This is a genomic window from Citrobacter sp. RHBSTW-00524, assembly GCF_013747755.1.
In the GTDB taxonomy this organism is placed as follows: Bacteria; Pseudomonadota; Gammaproteobacteria; order Enterobacterales; family Enterobacteriaceae; genus Citrobacter; species Citrobacter braakii.
Map to the genome: position 1 here is coordinate 3,450,617 of NZ_CP056421.1, position 20,115 is coordinate 3,470,731.

Sequence of the window (20,115 nt, forward strand, 5' to 3'; positions counted from 1 at the left end):
CCATGACCACTCTGAAACTGGACACACTCAGCGACCGTATCAAAGCGCATAAAACGGCCCTGATCCACATCGTGAAGCCGCCGGTTTGTACCGAGCGCGCCCAGCACTATACCGAGATGTATCAACAGCATCTGGATAAACCTATCCCGGTTCGCCGCGCGCTTTCGCTGGCCCATCATCTGGCGGAACGCACCATCTGGATCAAGCATGACGAACTGATCATTGGTAACCAGGCAAGCGAAGTGCGTGCCGCGCCAATCTTCCCGGAATACACCGTATCGTGGATTGAAAAAGAGATCGATGACCTCGCCGACAGGCCGGGCGCGGGCTTTGCGGTAAGCGAAGAGAACAAACGCGTGTTGCACGAGGTGTGTCCATGGTGGCGTGGTCAGACCGTGCAGGATCGCTGCTACGGGATGTTTACTGACGAGCAGAAAGGGCTGCTGGAAACCGGCATTATCAAAGCTGAAGGTAACATGACCTCTGGTGATGCACACCTGGCGGTAAACTTCCCGCTGCTGCTGGAAAAAGGTCTCGACGGCCTGCGCCACAAAGTTGATGAACGTCGTTCCCGCATCAATCTGACTTGTCTGGAAGACCTCCATGGCGATCAGTTTCTGAAAGCGATTGATATCGTGCTGGAGGCCGTCAGTCTGCACATTGAGCGCTTTGCCGCGCTGGCACGTAAAATGGCGGCCACGGAAACTCGCGCCAGTCGTCGTGATGAACTGCTGACCATGGCGGACAACTGCGATGTGATCGCCCATGAGCCGCCAAAAACGTTCTGGCAGGCGCTGCAGTTGTGCTATTTCATCCAGTTGATCCTGCAAATTGAATCAAATGGTCACTCAGTGTCGTTTGGTCGCATGGATCAGTACCTCTATCCGTTCTACCGTCGTGACGTAGAACTGAACCAAAGCCTCGATCGTGAGCACGCCATTGAGCTGCTGCACAGCTGCTGGCTGAAACTGCTGGAAGTGAACAAAATCCGCTCCGGCTCCCATTCGAAAGCCTCGGCGGGTAGCCCGCTGTATCAGAACGTGACCATTGGTGGCCAAAACCTGGTTAACGGTCAGGCAATGGATGCCGTCAATCCGCTCTCCTACGCCATTCTGGAATCCTGCGGCCGCCTGCGTTCTACTCAGCCAAACCTGAGCGTGCGTTATCATGCAGGGATGAGTAATGATTTCCTGGATGCCTGTGTACAGGTGATCCGCTGCGGCTTCGGGATGCCTGCCTTTAATAACGACGAAATCGTCATACCTGAATTCATTAAGCTTGGCATTGAACCGCAGGACGCCTATGACTATGCGGCCATTGGTTGCATCGAAACCGCCGTTGGCGGCAAATGGGGCTACCGCTGTACCGGTATGAGCTTTATTAACTTTGCCCGCGTGATGCTGGCAGCGCTGGAAGGTGGTCGCGATGCCACCAGCGGTAAAGTATTTCTGCCACAGGAAAAAGCGCTCTCGGCTGGTAACTTCAACAATTTCGACGAAGTGATGGATGCCTGGGATGCGCAGATTCGCTACTACACGCGTAAATCTATCGAAATTGAGTATGTTGTCGACACCATGCTGGAAGAGAACGTACACGATATTCTGTGCTCTGCGCTGGTAGATGACTGTATTGAACGCGCGAAAAGCATTAAGCAAGGCGGTGCGAAATACGACTGGGTATCGGGTTTGCAGGTGGGTATTGCCAACCTCGGCAACAGCCTGGCTGCGGTGAAGAAACTGGTCTTTGAACAAGGCGCTATCGGTCAGCAACAGCTGGCCGCCGCGCTGGCCGACGATTTTGACGGTCTGACCCACGAACAATTACGCCAGCGGCTGATCAACGGCGCACCGAAATACGGCAACGATGACGATAGCGTTGATACGCTGCTGGCCCGCGCTTATCAGACCTATATCAATGAGTTGAAACAGTATCATAATCCGCGTTACGGACGTGGCCCGGTTGGCGGCAATTACTACGCGGGTACCTCATCGATCTCCGCAAACGTACCGTTTGGCGCGGCAACGATGGCCACACCGGATGGTCGTAAGGCGCACACTCCGCTGGCAGAAGGCGCAAGCCCGGCTTCCGGAACGGACCATCTCGGCCCAACAGCGGTAATTGGCTCGGTGGGTAAACTGCCGACCGGTTCAATCCTCGGCGGCGTGTTGTTAAACCAGAAGCTGAACCCGGCCACGCTGGAGAATGAATCCGATAAGCAAAAGCTGATGATCCTGCTGCGTACCTTCTTTGAAGAGCACAAAGGCTGGCATATTCAGTACAACATTGTCTCCCGTGAAACGCTGCTGGAAGCCAAAAAGCACCCGGATCAGTATCGTGACCTGGTGGTCCGTGTAGCAGGTTATTCGGCCTTCTTCACCGCGCTGTCTCCAGATGCGCAGGACGATATCATCGCACGTACTGAACATATGCTGTAATCCCCCTTACCCGGCGGCATTTCGCTTGCCGGGTATTCTTCTTTCGAATGAAATAAATTTGTGCTTTAGCTCACATTGTTATTAAAATGTTTCTGGTCGCAGTTATGAGCCAGGAGCAAGTATGACCATCAAAGTTATCGTCACCGATATGGACGGAACTTTTCTCGACGACGCCAAAAAATACGATCATGCACGTTTTATGGCGCAGTATCAGGAACTAAAAAAACGGGATATTGAATTTGTCGTGGCCAGCGGCAATCAGTATTACCAACTGATCTCCTTTTTCCCGGAACTCAAAGATGAGATCTCTTTTGTTGCCGAGAACGGGGCGTTAGTCTTTGAACATGGCAAACAGCTGTTTCACGGTGAGCTGACCCGCCACGAATCCCGCATTGTCATTGGCGAACTGCTCAAAGATACGCATCTCAACTTTGTGGCTTGCGGCCTGCAAAGCGCCTACGTTAGCGAAAATGCCCCCGAGTCCTTTGTCGCATTGATGTCAAAACACTACCATCGCCTGAAACCCGTGAAGGATTATCAGGACATCGATGATGTGCTGTTCAAGTTCTCGCTGAATTTACCGGACCAACAAATCCCATTAGTGATCGATCACCTTCATTCTGCCCTTGACGGTATAATGAAGCCCGTCACCAGCGGCTTTGGGTTTATCGACCTGATCATTCCAGGTTTGCATAAAGCCAACGGAATCAGCCGTCTGCTAAAGCGCTGGAACCTGTCCCCGCAAAACGTGGTCGCCATTGGCGATAGCGGCAACGACGCAGAAATGCTGAAAATGGCGCGCTACTCTTTCGCCATGGCCAACGCGGCAGAGAGTATCAAATCGATTGCACGCTATCAGACCGACGACAATAACCATCAGGGCGCGCTGAACGTGATTCAGGCGGTGCTGGATAACACTTCCCCTTTTAATTGCTAATCCTGCCCAACCGGGGTATCCCCTTGCCCCGGTTTCCACGCTTTTTCATGTTTCTCACACCATCAAATTTTAAACTTGCGTTAACTAAATTTTAACTTATATTATCACCTGTAAGCTTAATGAGTTTCGAATGAAAGTTAATGCGAGGTGGATATGGCTTTTACTTTTACCAGCGACACGTTGCCCACCGATCACAAAGCGGCAATCCGGCAGATGAAAAAGCAATTGCGTGAACAGCTTGGAGATGTTCAGTTGATTTTCAATCAGTTGAGCGAGGCCATTGCCAATCGCGTGGCGGAAATCAACGACCTCAAAGCGCAAGGCTCTCCGGTATGGCCTGTGTTGTCCTATGCGGATATCAAGGCGGGTCGCGTGAGTACTGAGCAGCGTGAAGAAATTAAGCGTCGCGGATGCGCGGTCATTAAAGGCCATTTCTCTCGCGAACAAGCCCTCGATTGGGATAGGTCAATGCTGGACTATCTGGACCGCAACCATTTTGACGACGTTTACCAAGGACCGGGCGATAATTTCTTTGGTACCCTGAGCGCGTCGCGACCTGAAATCTACCCCATCTACTGGTCCCAGGCGCAGATGCAGGCCCGTCAGAGTGAAGAAATGGCAAATGCGCAGTCATTTCTCAACCGTCTTTGGACATTTGCAGGTGAAGGTAAGCAATGGTTTAACCCGGATGTCAGCGTTATCTACCCCGACCGCATACGCCGTCGTCCACCGGGAACAACGTCCAAAGGGCTGGGCGCGCATACGGATTCCGGTGCGCTGGAACGCTGGCTTCTGCCGGCATATCAGCAGGTCTTTGCTAATGTTTTCAATGGCAAGCTGGAAGACTACGATCCGTGGCAGGCCGCGCATCGCACTGAAGTAGAAGAGTACACGGTGGATAACACCACCAAATGTTCAGTATTCCGTACCTTCCAGGGCTGGACTGCTCTCTCTGATATGCTGCCAGGTCAGGGGTTGTTGCACGTGGTCCCTATCCCTGAAGCGATGGCCTGGGTACTGTTACGTCCATTGCTTGACGATGTGCCGGAAGATGAACTTTGCGGCGTAGCACCCGGCAGAGTTCTGCCGATTTCTGCGCAATGGCATCCGCTGCTGATTGAAGCGTTAACCAGCATTCCGCAACTGGACGCCGGAGACTCCGTCTGGTGGCATTGCGATGTGATCCACTCCGTCGCGCCGGTAGAAAATCAGCAGGGTTGGGGCAACGTGATGTACATCCCTGCCGCACCGATGTGCGAAAAGAATCTGGCCTACGCCCATAAAGTGAAGGCCGCGCTGGAAAAAGGCGTATCGCCGGGTGATTTCCCACGCGAGGATTATGAAACTCACTGGGAAGGACGCTTCACGCTGGATGATTTGAATATCCATGGCAAGCGTGCGCTGGGGATTATTTAATTTGTAACTTACACAAGTTTCCCTAAGTATTTCGCGTTACAGGAAGGCGGCCAGCCTGTAAATCCCCGCAAGCTTACACAAGTAAGTGACCGGGGTGTACAGGTGCAGCCAACACACCTGTAACACGAAAGACGACGGGAAAATTATTCGACGCCCTTGCTACGCAGGTAATCTTCGTAGTTACCGGTGAAGTCGATTACGCGTTCCGGCGTAATTTCAATCACGCGGGTTGCCAACGAACTGACGAACTCACGGTCGTGAGAAACGAAGATCAGCGTGCCCTGGTACATTTCCAGCGCCATGTTCAGCGATTCGATAGATTCCATATCCAGGTGGTTGGTCGGTTCATCCATTACCAGGATATTCGGTTTCTGCATCATCAGCTTACCGAACAGCATGCGTCCTTTTTCACCACCGGACAGCACTTTAGCAGGTTTCTTGATATCGTCCTGGCTGAACAGCAAGCGACCAAGGAAGCTACGTACTACCTGCTCATCGTCGCCTTCCTGTTTCCACTGACTCATCCACTCGAAGACCGTCAGATCGTTTTCGAATTCGTACTCGTGATCCTGCGCGTAGTAACCAACCTGGGCGTTTTCAGACCATTTCACGGTACCGTTATCCGGCTGTAATTCGCCGACCAGCGTTTTCAGCATGGTTGATTTACCCACGCCGTTGGCACCCAGAATGGCAATTTTCTCACCGACTTCCAGCAGCAGGTTAAAGTTTTTAAACAACGGACCTTCATCAAAACCTTTCGTCAGCGCTTCCACTTCAAGCGCGTTACGGAACAGTTTCTTATCCTGTTCGAAGCGGATGAACGGATTCTGACGGCTGGACGCCTTCACTTCGTCAAGCTTGATCTTATCAATCTGACGCGCACGAGAAGTCGCCTGACGAGATTTAGATGCGTTGGCGCTAAAGCGGCTGACGAAGGATTGCAGATCGGCAATCTGCGCTTTCTTCTTGGCGTTATCGGCCAGCAGACGTTCACGCGCCTGGGTTGCCGCCGTCATATATTCGTCGTAGTTACCCGGATAAACACGCAGTTCGCCGTAGTCCAGATCAGCCATGTGCGTACAGACCATGTTCAGGAAGTGACGGTCGTGCGAAATGATGATCATGGTGCTGTCACGCTCGTTCAGCGTCTGCTCCAGCCAGCGGATGGTGTCGATATCCAGGTTGTTCGTTGGTTCGTCGAGCAGCAGAATGTCGGGGTTAGAGAACAGCGCCTGTGCCAGAAGCACACGCAGCTTCCAGCCGGGGGCGACTTCGCTCATCGGGCCATAATGCTGTTCTACCGGAATACCTACGCCCAGCAGCAATTCACCCGCACGCGCTTCCGCAGAGTAGCCGTCCATTTCGCCATACTGAACTTCAAGGTCAGCAACTTTATAGCCGTCTTCTTCGCTCATTTCGGCCAGGGCGTAAATGCGATCGCGCTCCTGCTTTACTTCCCACAGTTCACCGTGACCCATGATCACGGTGTCAAGCACGGTGAACTCTTCAAAGGCGAACTGATCCTGACGCAGCTTACCAATACGCTCGTTCGGATCGAGGGAAACGTTGCCCAGCGTCGGTTCGAGGTCGCCGCCGAGAATTTTCATAAAAGTGGATTTACCGCTACCGTTCGCGCCAATCAGGCCGTAACGGTTGCCGCCGCCAAATTTGACGGAAATATTTTCAAACAGCGGCTTACTGCCGAACTGCATGGTGACGTTGCTGGAAACTAACACTGGCGTATCCTGAAAGAGAAAGAAATATGTGACGAACCGCTTATTATGCCATAAGTCTGCAATAAGATCGCGCCTTGATGCTGAAGGGATAAAGTGAAAGCAAAAGGAAAAAAATGTGATTTAGTACACATCCGAATTCCTTGTTGCTCAGATTGCACATATAATGCGTGCCCAACACTACATAAATCTCAACCCACTAGCCTGCCTGGCACTGAATCTCGCATACATGAACATGAATATGAAATTAACAACGCTTTTCGCGGCGGCACTCGCAATAGTTGGTTTTTGTAACACCGCTTCTGCCGTCACGTACCCGCTGCCTACCGATGGCAGCCGTTTGATCGGCCAAAACCAGGTCATCACTATTCCTGAAGGCAACACCCAACCGCTGGAGTATTTTGCGGCGGAGTATCAGATGGGTCTGTCTAATATGCTGGAAGCCAACCCGGGCGTGGATACCTTCCTGCCGAAGGGCGGCACCGTACTGAACATACCTCAGCAATTGATCCTGCCGGATACCGTGCATGAAGGTATTGTTATTAACAGCGCTGAAATGCGTCTGTACTACTACCCGAAAGGCACCAACACCGTTATTGTTCTGCCGATCGGTATTGGCCAGTTGGGCAAAGACACGCCAATCAACTGGACCACCAAAGTAGAACGTAAAAAAGCGGGCCCAACCTGGACGCCAACGGCAAAAATGCATGCGGAATACCGCGCTGCGGGCGAACCGCTGCCAGCTGTTGTTCCGGCAGGTCCGGATAACCCGATGGGCCTGTACGCGCTGTATATCGGTCGCCTGTACGCCATCCACGGCACCAATGCTAACTTCGGCGTCGGCTTACGCGTCAGCCACGGTTGCGTGCGTCTGCGTAACGACGACATCAAATTCCTGTTTGAAAATGTGCCGGTCGGCACCCGCGTACAGTTTATCGATGAGCCGGTAAAAGCCACGACTGAACCAGACGGCAGCCGTTACATCGAGGTACACAATCCACTGTCTACCACTGAAGCACAGTTCGAAGGCGGGGAAATCGTACCGATTACGCTGAACAAGAGCATTACCAGCATCACCGGTCAGTCTGACGTCGATCAGGCCGTCGTTGAGCAGGCGGTACAGAACCGTTCAGGTATGCCGGTTCGTCTGAACTAAGCATCAAAACTGCCCTTTCGCCTTATCGGGCCTACTTAACCTGTAGGCCCGATAAGCGCCAGCCACATCGGGCACAATCCTCACATCACCTGCAATAAACCATACCCTACCAGCGCCGCCCATATCAGCATCGGCACCGAATACCAATGAAAACGCCACCAGATCCGTCGATCGTTTGCCATCCGTAAAGCAATAAGATTCGCCAGCGATCCCGGCAACAACCCAAAACCGCCCACATTGACCGCCCAGGCCAGCAGCAGCGTTGGCGGGACGTAGTTCAGCAGCAAAATCGTGCTGGGAACATTACTGATAAACTGCGACAGGCCAATGGCCGTCAACCAAAGCCCCGGCGCTGAAAGCGTGCCAATCTGGTGGGTAATCTCCTGCAAGGCCGGGAGTTGCGTCAGCAAGTGCACATCAATGAACATCGCCATAAACACCAACAGCAGCGTCCAATCCACGCTGAGGATCACGCGGCGAGCCAGCACCATGAACCCTGCCGCGACGATCGCCAGGCCCCACAGCTCTTGTTTTAGCTCCAGTGCCGCCAGGAAAATGATATACAGCCCCAGACAGCTCCACACCAGGCGCGGTTGCCAGTCAGGTGCACGCGTACCGGTATGATAATGCAATGCTTTATGCGGGAAACTGAACCAGCACAGCACCACCAGCGTCAGCATCATGGTCCCCGCAAGCGGCGCCATCTGCCAGGTAAACGCGGTAAACGATAAGCCGGAGCGTCCCCACATCAGAATGTTTTGCGGATTACCTATTGGCGTGAGCAACGAACCGGCGTTTACCGCCAGCGCCTCAAAGATAATCAGGCGATTTACAGGAATGGCGCACAATTTTTTCAGGGTGATCGTCAGCGGAACAACAATAAACAGCGCAACATCGTTGGTCAGAAACGTCGACAGCAGCGCCGCCGCCAGCACCATAAATATCGCCAATTGACGTTCAGTGTTGAAGCGCCGGATCATCTTGCGCCCTAACACATCGAAGTAACCGCTTAGCTCCACGCCTTTGGTCAGTAACATCAGGCCGCTAAGCGTAATAATCGTGTGCCAGTCTATCGCCCCCGGCCACGACCGTGGTGTAAATGGCACGAACAGGCTCAGTACAACCCCGACGATGATTAACAGCTGAAAAAAGCGATCGCGCTGTAAGGCGCGTAGTAAAGGAAAACTCATTCAGAGCCTGTGCCTTGCTGTTGCGTAAACCGGCTAAAAGCCTCCAGCGTTTCCTTACTGACGTGATGCTCCATTCCCTCCGCGTCGCGACGGGCAATTTCCGGGCTGATACCTAACATCAGCAGGAAATTCTCCACAATCTGGTGACGCTCCCGACTCTCCTGAGCCAGTCGTTCACCTTCTGCGGTTAAAAAAACGCCCCGCCAGGGGATCATTTCAATCAACCCAACTGAAGCAAGACGCTTTAGCATTTTAGCAACCGTCGGCTGGGAAACCCCAAGCCGTGCGGCCATATCTACCTGGCGCGCTTCACCCACCTCAATAATGAGATCGGAAATCAGCTCTACGTAGTCATCAATCAGCTCACGGCGATGTGCCTCCCGGACCTGACGAAATCCTTCAACGTGTTCTTCGACATTCACCAATTGCGTCACTTTTTTTGTTGTTGGCATACCTGCGCGACGACTCATTCTGCTTCCTCGTTACTGTGACGCGTTAACGGCATCTGATTAGAGAACGCTCATTGTAAACCAGAGTTGCGTGGGCACAAAAAATTAACGTTTTAGCAATAGCTATATAATATAGCCTGTGCTATATCTGTATATAATAAAGACATCCCTCAAGGACTGATGGGATCGTGAAGTCAGGAGGTTTATATGAATGAATTTAAGAGGTGTATGCGCGTGTTTAGCCACTCTCCCTTTAAAGTACGGTTAATGCTGATCTCTATGCTGTGCGACATGATTAACAGCAAACCAGAGCAGGATAAACCTGCAGATAAATAATGCGGCGTCGCGGTACGCCGCTTCATTTTCCTGCCGTAACTCGGATACGGTGATCGTTTTCGTGCCAATAACCCTTCTTTTTGTCAGTTTTGCCACGCCCCTCGCAAAACAATTTCTTAGTAGTAGTTGACCTTCTCTTGCACACACTCTATCTTTTCGCAGCCCTGCATATATTGCGGCTCGCGGATGCGGACCCTATCCCCCTTCTCGCACTCTCAGGCAGGCAATGACCCTTAGCGCCAGGGTAAGCACATGGCGTTTTTGTAACAGTGGCATATGAATTTAACCCTCAAAGATTCAATCATTGCTCGTAGCCGGGCGATTAGTCCGTGGACTGGCCTCTATTTCTTACAGTCTCTGCTGATCAACCTTGCGCTGGGCTATCCGCTTAGCCTGCTCTATAGCGTTGCTTTCACCTGTATATTGATGCTGCTGTGGCGCAGCGCGCCGCGTGCGCAGAAAGTGCTGATTGGCATTTGCTCGCTGGTAGCGGCAATGTACTTCCCGTTTGGCCAGGCTTACGGTTCGCCGAACTTCAATACCTTGCTGGCGCTGCATTCAACCAATATGGAAGAGTCTACTGAAATCCTGACCATCTTCCCCTGGTACAGTTATCTGGTTGGGGTGTTTATTTTCGCCCTCGGTGTTATCGCCGTACGCCGTAAAAAAGAGGTGCAGCAGCGTAGCTGGAATAAGTTCGACAGCATTTGTTTGCTGTTCAGCGTTGTCGCGTTCTTTGTTACCCCGGTGCAAAACCTGGCCTGGGGCGGTGTGTTCAAGCTGAAAGACACCGGCTATCCGGTTTTCCGCTTTGCCAAGGACGTTATCGTTAATAACAACGAAGTGCTCGACGAACAAGAGCGTATGGCGAAGCTGGCGAGCGTGAAAGACAGCTGGACGGTGACTGCGGTGAAGCCGAAGTATCATACCTACGTGGTGGTCATCGGCGAAAGCGCCCGCCGCGATGCGTTAGGCGCTTTTGGTGGTCACTGGGATAACACCCCGTTTGCCAGTTCCGTTAACGGCTACATCTTCGCGGATTACATCGCGGCAAGCGGTTCGACCCAAAAATCACTCGGCCTGACGTTAAATCGGGTGGTCGACAATAAACCCCAGTTCCAGGATAACTTTGTCACTCTGGCTAACCGCGCGGGATTTCAGACGTGGTGGTTCTCCAATCAGGGACAGATTGGTGAATACGATACGGCCATCGCCAGCATTGCGAAGCGAGCTGATGAAGTTCAGTTCCTCAAAAGTGGTGATTTCGAAGCGGATAAAAATACCCGTGACGAAGCGTTGTTGAAGATGACCGCCCAGGTGCTGGCAACCGAGCGCACTCAGCCACAGCTTATCGTGCTGCATTTAATGGGCTCGCATCCGCAGGCCTGCGACCGTACGCAGGGTAAATACGAGACTTTCGTCCAGTCGAAAGAGACATCTTGCTATCTGTACACCATGACGCAGACGGATGACCTGCTGCGCCAGCTTTACGATCAGTTACGTAACAGCGGTAACAGCTTCTCGATGGTCTATTTCTCCGATCATGGCCTCGCGTTTAAAGAGCGGGGGAAAGAGGTGCAGTACCTGGCGCATGACGATCAGTTCCAGCAGAATTTCCAGGTACCATTTATGGTGCTGTCGAGCGATGATAAAGCGCACCGGGTGATTAAAGCCCGTCGCTCCGCCAATGATTTCCTCAGCTTTTTCTCGCAGTGGACGGGGATAAGCGCGAAGGAAATCACCAACAGCTATCGCTTTATTTCAGAGAAAAAGGCTGGCCCGGTGTACATCACCAACTTCAAATTGCAGAAGGTGGACTACAACCATCTGGGTACCGACATCTTTGAGACCAAATCTCGTTAATCTCTGAATTGCGCACAAAAAAAATCCGCCCCGAGAGGCGGATTTTTTGTATCACCGAAGTGATTAGAAGCGGTAACCCACGCCAGCAATCCAGGTGCCAACGTCAACGCTACGAATACGGCTCTGCTCGTAGGAGAAGTCCAGAGCAACGTTTTCGATCGGGTTGAACTGCAGACCAGCACCGTAAGAGAAACCGTAGTCACTGGTGGTGTGGTTATCAGCCGGGGATGCTGCGTTCTGGAATTTACCGTAGCCAACACCCACTACACCGTAGATGCTTGCCCAGTCGTTCAGACGGTAAGCCGGGCCAGCAGTGATGCCGTAGTACTGGGTTTTGTTGTAGTCGCCAGACGCATCGGTACGATCTTTTTCAGTGTAAGTGAAGGAACCGATTACACCCAGCGGGTTGCTGTCCTGCTCGTAGCGATACTTCAGGTTAAAACCGTTCATTTTGTTCGCTGCGCCCTGAGCATCGCTCTGAGCGTAACCACCGGTAACGGTAGAAGTCGCAGCTACAGCAGTACCTGCGGAGAAAGCCAGAACAGCGGCCAGTGCTGAAAGACATGCAATTTTTTTCATAACCACCTCAAATGTGCTTCAAGTAAATCCTAAGTTTTAAATATACCAAAAATTGATGGGAAACTCTTTGCGATTCGCGATGTCTAACGGGGTCTTTCATGTAACAGAACGTTTCATAAACCCGCTATCTCTTTCAATTAACATCACTTTTCTAACCTAAAATGCCATTATTGCGCGCACAATATGGCACATTCATCCAGAATATTCCTAATCACACAGATTATTAATCCATCACTTTCATGCCATTGTACGGAACTGAGCAATTTTTTTTTCAACGAATACTCAACCAGCGGTGCGTATTTCCATTACACTCGCTGTTTTACTTTTCTATACATCACGTCATCCGTGTCGTAGCAAATTTGCAACGTCACGCAGATGAAGGCGTGTAATTATCATTTGACAGGAGAAAGGATGCCGGGGTCGTCACGTAAAGCGCCAGTCTGGTTGCCTATTTTGGTTTTGCTTATTGCTATGTCCTCCATTCAAAGCGGAGCATCTCTGGCAAAATCGCTATTCCCACTCGTCGGTGCGCCGGGCGTTACCGCATTGCGCCTTGCGCTGGGCACCCTCATCCTTATTGCCTTCTTTAAACCCTGGCGTTTGCGATTCGCCAAAGAACAACGCCTGCCACTGCTGTTTTATGGTCTGTCTCTGGGCGGGATGAACTATCTCTTCTACCTGTCAATCCAGACCGTCCCGCTGGGAATTGCCGTAGCGCTGGAATTCACCGGCCCGCTCGCGGTAGCGCTGTTTTCATCCCGACGTCCGGTGGATTTCATTTGGGTTGCACTGGCTGTACTCGGGCTTTGGTTCCTGCTGCCGTTAGGTCAGGACGTTTCTCACGTGGATTTAACCGGCGCTGCACTGGCGCTGGGCGCTGGCGCCTGCTGGGCAATCTATATTCTTACCGGGCAGCGTGCCGGCGCGGAACATGGTCCGGCGACCGTCGCGGTAGGGTCATTAATTGCGGCGCTGATTTTTGTACCCATCGGTGCGCTCCAGGCTGGGGATGCCTTGTGGCACTGGTCCATTCTACCGTTAGGCCTGGCCATTGCGGTCCTCTCCACTGCGCTTCCCTACTCGCTGGAGATGATTGCGTTGACGCGGCTGCCAACACGCACTTTTGGTACTCTGATGAGTATGGAACCCGCACTGGCTGCGGTTTCAGGAATGATCTTCCTCGGTGAAACGCTGACGCTTGTCCAGACGCTCGCTCTGGGCGCCATTATTGTCGCATCAATGGGTTCGACGCTCACTATTCGCAAAGAACCACAAATTAAGCAAGTTGACGTGAATTAACCACTTAATATTCTGCATGGTTTGCATAATCATGCAGAATATCCAATTGTAAATCTGCGTGATAATTATTCTAATAAATATAATTTTCTCATCTGCATATTTCTTGAAATTTTTACATTAACATAAAAATAACACACCCCCATCAATAACCATCATATCTATATGATTTTATTAATTATTTCATATCCACCCCTCTCTTCGCTATTAAAGTGATAGGTAACACCGGAAAAATAAATCCAAAATTCACGCTATACTTATTCCCGTTGAAGAGCTGGGACATAATTATCAAGAGGATATGAAAATATGAGTACCGCAAAACTGGTAAAAACAAAAGCATCTGCCCTCCTTTATACCCGCAACGATGTAACAGATAGCGAAAAGAAAGCGACCGTAGAGCTGCTGAATCAGCAAGTGATCCAGTTCATCGACCTGTCTTTGATCACCAAACAGGCTCACTGGAACATGCGCGGCGCGAACTTCATTGCTGTGCATGAAATGCTCGATGGCTTCCGTACTGCCCTGACCGATCACCTCGACACCATGGCTGAGCGCGCCGTACAGTTAGGCGGTGTGGCATTGGGTACCACCCAGGTTATTAACAGCAAAACGCCTCTGAAAAGCTATCCGCTGGATATCCATAGCGTACAGGACCACTTAAAAGAGCTGGCCGATCGTTATGCCGTCGTCGCTAACAGCGTCCGTAAAGCCATTAGCGAAGCAAAAGACGAAGATACAGCAGATATCTTCACCGCCGCTTCACGCGACCTCGACAAATTCCTGTGGTTTATCGAAGCCAACATTGAATAACAGCAGACATAAGAATTACCTATATAACCCTCGCCCTGGCGGGGGTTTTGCACATCTATGGTGCATGACATTGATCGTTCGTCACTCCAAAGTAAATTATTTGTAATAATCATTTCACACAATCGTTAACGAAAGATTGTTTTATCAACAATTTTTACGCTAAATAGTCATACCGTTTGCACTGTGTCAGGTACGCACCAAATGAGTGCCCCAAAACAGTGCAGATTGCCCACTTTGCCCTACTTATTGTGCAGAGAAACGAGACACCCTCTTGTTAAAACAATGAGTTGCAAAACTGGCACGATTTTTTCATTAAGCCATATGTTCTCGCAGGGGATCGCCCCGTGGATATAAAAGGAAATCCTATGAAGTCTGTATTAAAAGTCTCACTGGCTGCACTTACCCTGGCTTTTGCGGTGTCCTCCCATGCCGCAGATAAGAAACTGGTTGTCGCAACCGACACCGCATTTGTACCGTTCGAATTCAAACAGGGTGACAAATACGTTGGTTTTGATGTGGATCTGTGGGCTGCCGTGGCCAAAGAACTGAAGCTGGATTATGAACTGAAACCAATGGATTTCAGCGGCATCATCCCGGCTCTGCAAACCAAGAATATCGACCTGGCGCTGGCGGGTATCACCATCACTGATGAGCGTAAAAAAGCGATCGACTTCTCTGACGGCTACTACAAAAGCGGTCTGTTAGTGATGGTCAAAGCGAATAATAACGACGTGAAAAGCGTGAAAGATCTGGATGGTAAAGTCGTCGCTGTGAAGAGCGGCACGGGTTCCGTTGATTACGCGAAAGCTAACATCAAAACCAAAGATCTGCGTCAATTCCCGAATATCGATAACGCATATATGGAACTGGGCACCAACCGCGCAGACGCCGTGCTGCACGATACGCCAAACATTCTTTACTTCATCAAAACCGCTGGCAACGGTCAGTTCAAAGCTGTAGGCGAATCCCTGGAAGCCCAGCAGTACGGTATCGCCTTCCCGAAAGGCAGCGATGAACTGCGTGAGAAAGTGAACGGCGCGCTGAAAACGCTGAAAGAGAACGGCACATACAACGAAATCTACAAAAAATGGTTCGGTACCGAACCTAAATAACAAGAACGTTCTGTAACGCCCGGTAGCGCCAGCGCCGCCGGGCCTGCAATTTTGAGTCATCGCGTTATGGCTCATTACTTTTCTCACCACGGTAACAGGAACGAAATATGCAGTTTGACTGGAGTGCCATCTGGCCCGCCATCCCGCTTTTGATTGAAGGCGCCAAAATGACCCTGTGGATCTCGGTCCTCGGTCTGGCAGGCGGTCTGATAATCGGGCTTGCAGCAGGGTTTGCGCGTACTTTCGGCGGTTGGATAGCCAACCACGTAGCGCTGGTGTTTATCGAAGTCATTCGCGGTACGCCAATCGTTGTGCAGGTGATGTTTATTTACTTTGCCCTGCCAATGGCATTTAACGATTTACGCATTGATCCCTTTAGCGCCGCCGTTGTCACCATCATGATCAACTCCGGCGCCTATATTGCGGAAATCACCCGCGGCGCGGTGCTCTCAATCCATAAAGGATTCAGCGAAGCCGGACTGGCGCTTGGGCTTTCACGTACAGAGACTATCCGCCACGTTATTTTACCTCTCGCGCTGCGTCGTATGCTGCCACCGCTGGGCAACCAGTGGATCATCAGCATTAAAGATACCTCGCTGTTTATTGTCATTGGCGTCGCTGAACTGACCCGTCAGGGCCAGGAAATCATTGCTGGTAACTTCCGCGCACTGGAAATCTGGAGCGCCGTTGCGGTGTTCTATCTGATCATTACGCTGGTGCTGAGCTTCATTCTGCGTCGTCTGGAAAGAAGGATGAAAATCCTGTGATTGAATTTAAAAACGTTTCTAAGCACTTTGGCCCAACCCAGGTGCTGCACAATATTGACCTGAACATTCAGCAGGGCGAAGTGGTGGTAATTATCGGGCCATCCGGGTCCGGCAAATCAACCCTGCTACGCTGCATTAACAAACTGGAAGAGATAACCTCTGGCGATCTGATCGTCGACGGTCTGAAGGTAAACGATCCAAAGGTAGACGAGCGGTTAATCCGCCAGGAAGCCGGGATGGTGTTTCAGCAGTTCTACCTGTTCCCGCATCTGACGGCGCTGGAAAACGTCATGTTCGGACCGCAGCGCGTACGCGGGGCGAATAAAGAACAGGCCGAGAAACTGGCTAAAGAGCTGCTGGCGAAAGTAGGTCTGGCCGAGCGTGCGCATCACTACCCTTCTGAGCTGTCTGGCGGTCAACAGCAGCGTGTGGCGATCGCCCGTGCGCTGGCGGTGAAACCGAAAATGATGCTGTTTGATGAGCCAACCTCAGCGCTGGACCCGGAACTGCGCCACGAAGTTCTGAAAGTTATGCAGGATCTGGCGGAGGAAGGGATGACCATGGTGATTGTGACCCACGAAATCGGCTTTGCCGAAAAAGTGGCTTCACGCCTGATTTTCATTGATAAGGGACGTATTGCCGAAGACGGTAATCCGCAGGCCCTGATTGAAAATCCGCCCAGCCAACGTTTACAGGAATTCTTGCAGCACGTTTCCTGATAGCTCTCCCTCCCTTCGCCTGAAGGGAGGTTTTTCACCAGAATCCTCTCATTTCATTTCTCCCCCGCCCTGACATCTATACTTATCCTTTTGAATTTATTTTCTCATGGGAGGAGTCATGCGCTGGATCCTGTTCATCTTTGTTTGTCTGGTGAGTCTCCCGACTCAGGCGGTGACGATACCTGGCGTCACTACGCCAACGTCAACCAACGCGCAAACCGCGCCGGCGAAAGAGCCGGATGTTGAACAGAAGAAAGCGGCCTACGGCGCACTGGCTGATGTGCTGGAAAATGACGCCTCGCGCCAGGAACTGATCGGTCAGTTACGCAAAGTGGCGACAGCGCCCCCTGCCGAACCGGTGCCAACCATTGTTCCGCCCACGTTAACGGAAGAAAAAACGGTGCTGGAAAACGTCACGGATGTCACCCGCCACTACGGTGAGGCGCTCTCCAGCCGCTTTGCTCAGCTTTACCGCAATATTACCGATGCACCACACAAGACCTTCAACCCGCAAACGTTCACCAATGCCCTGACCCATTTTTTAATGCTGGCGGCGTCAGTGTTCGGTTTTTTCTGGCTGCTTCGCCTGTGCGCGCTGCCGCTGTATCGCAAAATGGGGCAATGGGCACGACGGAAAAACCGCGAACGCAGCAACTGGCTCCAGCTTCCGGCAATGATCGTCGGCGCATTCATTATCGATTTGCTTCTGCTGGCGCTGACTTTGTTTGTCGGGCAGATACTGAGCGACAGAATGAACGCCGGTAGCCGCACTATCGCCTTTCAGCAAAGTCTGTTTCTCAATGCCTTTGCGCTGATTGAGTTCTTCAAAGCCATTCTGCGCCTGATATTTTGCCCAACGGTGGCCGAACTGCGCCCGTTTAACATTCAGGATGCCGGTGCGCGCTACTGGAATCGCCGTTTAAGTTCATTGAGCAGCCTGATTGGATACGGACTTATCGTTGCCGTTCCCATTATCTCGAATCAGGTCAACGTGCAGGTCGGCGCGATGGCCAACGTCATCATCATGCTCTGTATCACGCTATGGGCGCTGTACCTGATTTTCAGAAACAAGAAAGAGATAACGCAGCATTTGCTGAATCTGGCGGAAAGATCGTTAGCGTTTTTCAGCCTGTTTATCCGCGCCTTTGCGCTGGTATGGCATTGGCTGGCCAGCGCCTACTTCATTGTGCTGTTTTTCTTCTCGCTGTTTGATCCGGGCAACAGCCTGAAATTCATGATGGGCGCTACGCTGCGCAGTCTGGTAATCATTGGAATTGCCGCCTTTGTTTCCGGCATGTTTTCCCGCTGGATAGCCAAAACTATTACCCTTTCGCCACACACCCAGCGCAGCTATCCGGAACTACAAAAACGGTTGAATGGCTGGCTGTCGACGGCGTTAAGCGTGGCCAGGATCCTGACGGTGTGCGTCGCGGTAATGCTGCTACTGAATGCCTGGGGATTGTTCGACTTCTGGAACTGGCTGCATTACGGCGCAGGAGAAAAAACGGTGGATATCCTGATCCGTATCGCGCTGATTTTATTCTTCTCCGCCATCGGCTGGACGATCCTTGCCAGCCTGATTGAAAATCGTCTGGCTTCCGATATTCACGGCCGCCCGCTCCCCAGCGCCCGTACCCGCACCCTGCTGACGCTGTTTCGCAACGCGCTGGCGGTGATCATCAGCACGATCACCATCATGATTGTGCTATCCGAAATTGGCGTCAATATCGCGCCCTTACTGGCCGGGGCCGGGGCGCTGGGGCTGGCTATCTCTTTCGGCTCGCAAACGCTGGTAAAAGATATTATTACCGGGATCTTTATTCAGTTCGAAAATGGCATGAACACAGGTGACCTGGTGACTATCGGCCCACTCACCGGTACGGTTGAACGGATGTCCATCCGCTCTGTGGGCGTCCGTCAGGACACCGGGGCGTACCATATCATTCCCTGGTCATCGATAACGACCTTCGCCAACTTTGTGCGCGGGATTGGATCGGTCGTCGCCAATTACGACGTAGACCGCCATGAGGATGCAGATAAAGCGAATCAGGCGTTGAAAGACGCTGTGGCTGCAGTGATGGAACAGGACGATATTCGCGGGCTGATTATTGGCGAGCCGTCGTTTGCCGGGATTGTGGGGTTAACCAATACGGCCTTCACGCTACGGGTCTCATTTACCACATTACCGCTGAAACAGTGGACGGTACGTTTCGCGCTCGACAGCCAGGTGAAGAAATACTTCGATCTGGCCAACGTACGCGCGCCGGTACAGACCTATCAGGTCTTGCCTGCACCGATGAATGGCCCTGCGTCGGCAGCAAGCGAACCGCTGCCGCCAACCGAGCCAACGCTTTAGCGTTTACGCGCCATAAAACGGCGACGCTGTTCGTTATCCATAAAGGTCCAGGCAATAAAGCGACTCTGCTTTTGCCCCTGGGCCATCTCTTTCTTAACCACTTTCACCGCGCCCGCATCCGTTAACGCGTGGTACAGCGGAGGTAAATTCTCACCGCGCGAAACCAGCGTGGTGAACCACATCACCTGACGGCCAAAGGCCTGGCTTTCGGCGATCATTTTTTTGATGAATGCCACTTCACCGCCTTCACACCACAGCTCCTGCTGCTGCCCGCCAAAGTTCAGCGCATCATCTTTATCCTGCCCCAGATTACGACGTTTGCGCTCGCTTCCGGCGCGGGCTGAAGCCGCAGAATCATGGAAAGGCGGGTTACACAATGTGGCTTCATATTGCTCATTCTTGTGAATGATACCGTTGAAGATTGCCGTAGCATCTTTCTGGCGACGCAGACGAATAGCACGGGTTAACCCCGGATTGGCGTTTACGATCGCCTGAGCGCTGTTAAACGCTTCGCTACTGGTCTCACTACCGGTGAATCGCCAGCCATATTCATGCACGCCGATCAACGGATAAATACAGTTTGCCCCAACTCCCACGTCCAGCACGCTCGCATTTGCCGGAATGGTTCCGCTGGTTTCACCTAACAGGTCGGCCAGATGGTGAATGTAGTCAGCGCGACCAGGAACCGGCGGGCACAGAAAACCGTCTGGAATATCCCAGTTTTTCACCGCATAAAAATGCGCCAGCAGTGCTTTATTGAGCGCCTTCACTGCCTGCGGATTCGCGAAATCAACACTCTGCTCGCCGCCTGGCGTGAGGGTGAGAAATTGCGTCAACTCGGGTGTAACCTGGCATAAAGTCGCAAGATCATAACGGCCATTGTGGCGGTTGCGTGGGTGTAATCCCGGTTTCTGGGGGGACATAGCATTCTCCTTTTAACAGCGGCGTAAGATACCCGCAT

General features: G+C 51.9%; 17 protein-coding genes. 12 read left to right on the forward strand and 5 right to left on the reverse strand.

Annotated elements, in window-relative coordinates:
* The first annotated feature begins 2 nt into the window (after positions 1-2).
* From HV229_RS16755 to HV229_RS16765, 3 genes are all read left to right on the forward strand, one after another.
* Positions 3-2,435, forward strand: a complete 2,433-nt coding sequence (locus HV229_RS16755; protein ID WP_181545956.1) for a glycyl radical protein — start codon at positions 3-5, stop codon at positions 2,433-2,435.
* Positions 2,436-2,556: 121 nt separating this feature from the next.
* Positions 2,557-3,372, forward strand: coding sequence for a Cof-type HAD-IIB family hydrolase (locus HV229_RS16760; protein ID WP_016156075.1), 816 nt, complete (start codon positions 2,557-2,559; stop codon positions 3,370-3,372).
* Between the two features lie 153 nt (positions 3,373-3,525).
* Positions 3,526-4,788 carry a DUF1479 domain-containing protein gene (locus tag HV229_RS16765; protein ID WP_131352007.1) on the forward strand — a complete coding sequence of 421 codons (1,263 nt, stop codon included), beginning with the start codon at positions 3,526-3,528 and terminating at the stop codon, positions 4,786-4,788.
* Positions 4,789-4,931: 143 nt separating this feature from the next.
* On the opposite strand, the gene HV229_RS16770 is transcribed toward HV229_RS16765, so the two are convergent.
* A complete protein-coding gene (locus tag HV229_RS16770; RefSeq protein WP_016156073.1) occupies positions 4,932-6,524 on the reverse strand; it encodes an ABC-F family ATPase in 1,593 nt (530 codons plus the stop codon).
* Between the two features lie 232 nt (positions 6,525-6,756).
* Between HV229_RS16770 and ldtB the strand changes: the two genes are divergently transcribed.
* Complete coding sequence (ldtB, locus tag HV229_RS16775) at positions 6,757-7,677, forward strand: L,D-transpeptidase (RefSeq protein WP_003035268.1); 921 nt, start codon at positions 6,757-6,759, stop codon at positions 7,675-7,677.
* Between the two features lie 80 nt (positions 7,678-7,757).
* On the opposite strand, the gene HV229_RS16780 is transcribed toward ldtB, so the two are convergent.
* Both HV229_RS16780 and mntR read right to left on the reverse strand, forming a co-directional pair.
* The gene (locus HV229_RS16780) at positions 7,758-8,867 is read right to left on the reverse strand and encodes an anion transporter (protein WP_181545958.1); all 1,110 of its coding nucleotides are present in this window, start codon (positions 8,865-8,867) and stop codon (positions 7,758-7,760) included.
* Entirely contained in the window at positions 8,864-9,337 is a 474-nt protein-coding gene (mntR, locus tag HV229_RS16785) for a manganese-binding transcriptional regulator MntR (RefSeq protein WP_003831586.1), read from the reverse strand. Before mntR ends, HV229_RS16780 begins: the two co-directional genes overlap by 4 nt.
* A gap of 186 nt (positions 9,338-9,523) precedes the next feature.
* Between mntR and mntS the strand changes: the two genes are divergently transcribed.
* Both mntS and HV229_RS16795 read left to right on the forward strand, forming a co-directional pair.
* Positions 9,524-9,652 carry a manganase accumulation protein MntS gene (gene mntS, locus HV229_RS16790; RefSeq protein WP_046274644.1) on the forward strand — a complete coding sequence of 43 codons (129 nt, stop codon included), beginning with the start codon at positions 9,524-9,526 and terminating at the stop codon, positions 9,650-9,652.
* A 276-nt stretch (positions 9,653-9,928) separates the two neighbouring features.
* Complete coding sequence (locus HV229_RS16795; RefSeq protein WP_016156070.1) at positions 9,929-11,515, forward strand: phosphoethanolamine transferase; 1,587 nt, start codon at positions 9,929-9,931, stop codon at positions 11,513-11,515.
* Between the two features lie 63 nt (positions 11,516-11,578).
* Here the strand turns inward: HV229_RS16795 and ompX are convergent, their stop codons facing one another.
* Positions 11,579-12,094: an outer membrane protein OmpX gene (ompX, locus tag HV229_RS16800; RefSeq protein ID WP_016152372.1), complete on the reverse strand. Its 516-nt coding sequence runs from the start codon at positions 12,092-12,094 to the stop codon at positions 11,579-11,581.
* Between the two features lie 411 nt (positions 12,095-12,505).
* On the opposite strand from ompX, the gene rhtA reads away from it, so the two are divergent.
* From rhtA to ybiO, 6 genes are all read left to right on the forward strand, one after another.
* Positions 12,506-13,393: a threonine/homoserine exporter RhtA gene (gene rhtA / locus HV229_RS16805; RefSeq protein WP_016156069.1), complete on the forward strand. Its 888-nt coding sequence runs from the start codon at positions 12,506-12,508 to the stop codon at positions 13,391-13,393.
* Between the two features lie 303 nt (positions 13,394-13,696).
* A complete protein-coding gene (gene dps / locus HV229_RS16810; protein WP_006685362.1) occupies positions 13,697-14,200 on the forward strand; it encodes a DNA starvation/stationary phase protection protein Dps in 504 nt (167 codons plus the stop codon).
* A gap of 365 nt (positions 14,201-14,565) precedes the next feature.
* The gene (gene glnH, locus HV229_RS16815) at positions 14,566-15,312 is read left to right on the forward strand and encodes a glutamine ABC transporter substrate-binding protein GlnH (protein ID WP_016152370.1); all 747 of its coding nucleotides are present in this window, start codon (positions 14,566-14,568) and stop codon (positions 15,310-15,312) included.
* 107 nt (positions 15,313-15,419) lie between these two features.
* Positions 15,420-16,079: a glutamine ABC transporter permease GlnP gene (gene glnP, locus HV229_RS16820; protein WP_003035248.1), complete on the forward strand. Its 660-nt coding sequence runs from the start codon at positions 15,420-15,422 to the stop codon at positions 16,077-16,079.
* Positions 16,076-16,798: a glutamine ABC transporter ATP-binding protein GlnQ gene (glnQ, locus tag HV229_RS16825; RefSeq protein WP_003035246.1), complete on the forward strand. Its 723-nt coding sequence runs from the start codon at positions 16,076-16,078 to the stop codon at positions 16,796-16,798. The genes glnP and glnQ overlap by 4 nt, the downstream gene beginning before the upstream one ends.
* A 118-nt stretch (positions 16,799-16,916) precedes the next feature.
* Positions 16,917-19,154 carry a mechanosensitive channel protein gene (ybiO, locus tag HV229_RS16830; protein ID WP_181545960.1) on the forward strand — a complete coding sequence of 746 codons (2,238 nt, stop codon included), beginning with the start codon at positions 16,917-16,919 and terminating at the stop codon, positions 19,152-19,154.
* On the opposite strand, the gene rlmF is transcribed toward ybiO, so the two are convergent.
* Positions 19,151-20,077, reverse strand: a complete 927-nt coding sequence (rlmF, locus tag HV229_RS16835) for a 23S rRNA (adenine(1618)-N(6))-methyltransferase RlmF (protein WP_181545962.1) — start codon at positions 20,075-20,077, stop codon at positions 19,151-19,153. The two genes, ybiO and rlmF, sit on opposite strands and share 4 nt — an antisense overlap.
* Positions 20,078-20,115: the final 38 nt, after the last annotated feature.

What these genes read in the sequence shown, in the direction of transcription:
- HV229_RS16755 (WP_181545956.1), top strand. Translation starts at nt 3, where the DNA reads ATGACCACTCTGAAACTGGACACACTCAGCGACCGTATCAAAGCGCAT.
- HV229_RS16760 (WP_016156075.1), top strand. Translation starts at nt 2,557, where the DNA reads ATGACCATCAAAGTTATCGTCACCGATATGGACGGAACTTTTCTCGAC.
- HV229_RS16765 (WP_131352007.1), top strand. Translation starts at nt 3,526, where the DNA reads ATGGCTTTTACTTTTACCAGCGACACGTTGCCCACCGATCACAAAGCG.
- ldtB (WP_003035268.1), top strand. Translation starts at nt 6,757, where the DNA reads ATGAATATGAAATTAACAACGCTTTTCGCGGCGGCACTCGCAATAGTT.
- HV229_RS16780 (WP_181545958.1), bottom strand. Translation starts at nt 8,867, where the DNA reads ATGAGTTTTCCTTTACTACGCGCCTTACAGCGCGATCGCTTTTTTCAG.
- mntR (WP_003831586.1), bottom strand. Translation starts at nt 9,337, where the DNA reads ATGAGTCGTCGCGCAGGTATGCCAACAACAAAAAAAGTGACGCAATTG.
- mntS (WP_046274644.1), top strand. Translation starts at nt 9,524, where the DNA reads ATGAATGAATTTAAGAGGTGTATGCGCGTGTTTAGCCACTCTCCCTTT.
- HV229_RS16795 (WP_016156070.1), top strand. Translation starts at nt 9,929, where the DNA reads ATGAATTTAACCCTCAAAGATTCAATCATTGCTCGTAGCCGGGCGATT.
- ompX (WP_016152372.1), bottom strand. Translation starts at nt 12,094, where the DNA reads ATGAAAAAAATTGCATGTCTTTCAGCACTGGCCGCTGTTCTGGCTTTC.
- rhtA (WP_016156069.1), top strand. Translation starts at nt 12,506, where the DNA reads ATGCCGGGGTCGTCACGTAAAGCGCCAGTCTGGTTGCCTATTTTGGTT.
- dps (WP_006685362.1), top strand. Translation starts at nt 13,697, where the DNA reads ATGAGTACCGCAAAACTGGTAAAAACAAAAGCATCTGCCCTCCTTTAT.
- glnH (WP_016152370.1), top strand. Translation starts at nt 14,566, where the DNA reads ATGAAGTCTGTATTAAAAGTCTCACTGGCTGCACTTACCCTGGCTTTT.
- glnP (WP_003035248.1), top strand. Translation starts at nt 15,420, where the DNA reads ATGCAGTTTGACTGGAGTGCCATCTGGCCCGCCATCCCGCTTTTGATT.
- ybiO (WP_181545960.1), top strand. Translation starts at nt 16,917, where the DNA reads ATGCGCTGGATCCTGTTCATCTTTGTTTGTCTGGTGAGTCTCCCGACT.
- rlmF (WP_181545962.1), bottom strand. Translation starts at nt 20,077, where the DNA reads ATGTCCCCCCAGAAACCGGGATTACACCCACGCAACCGCCACAATGGC.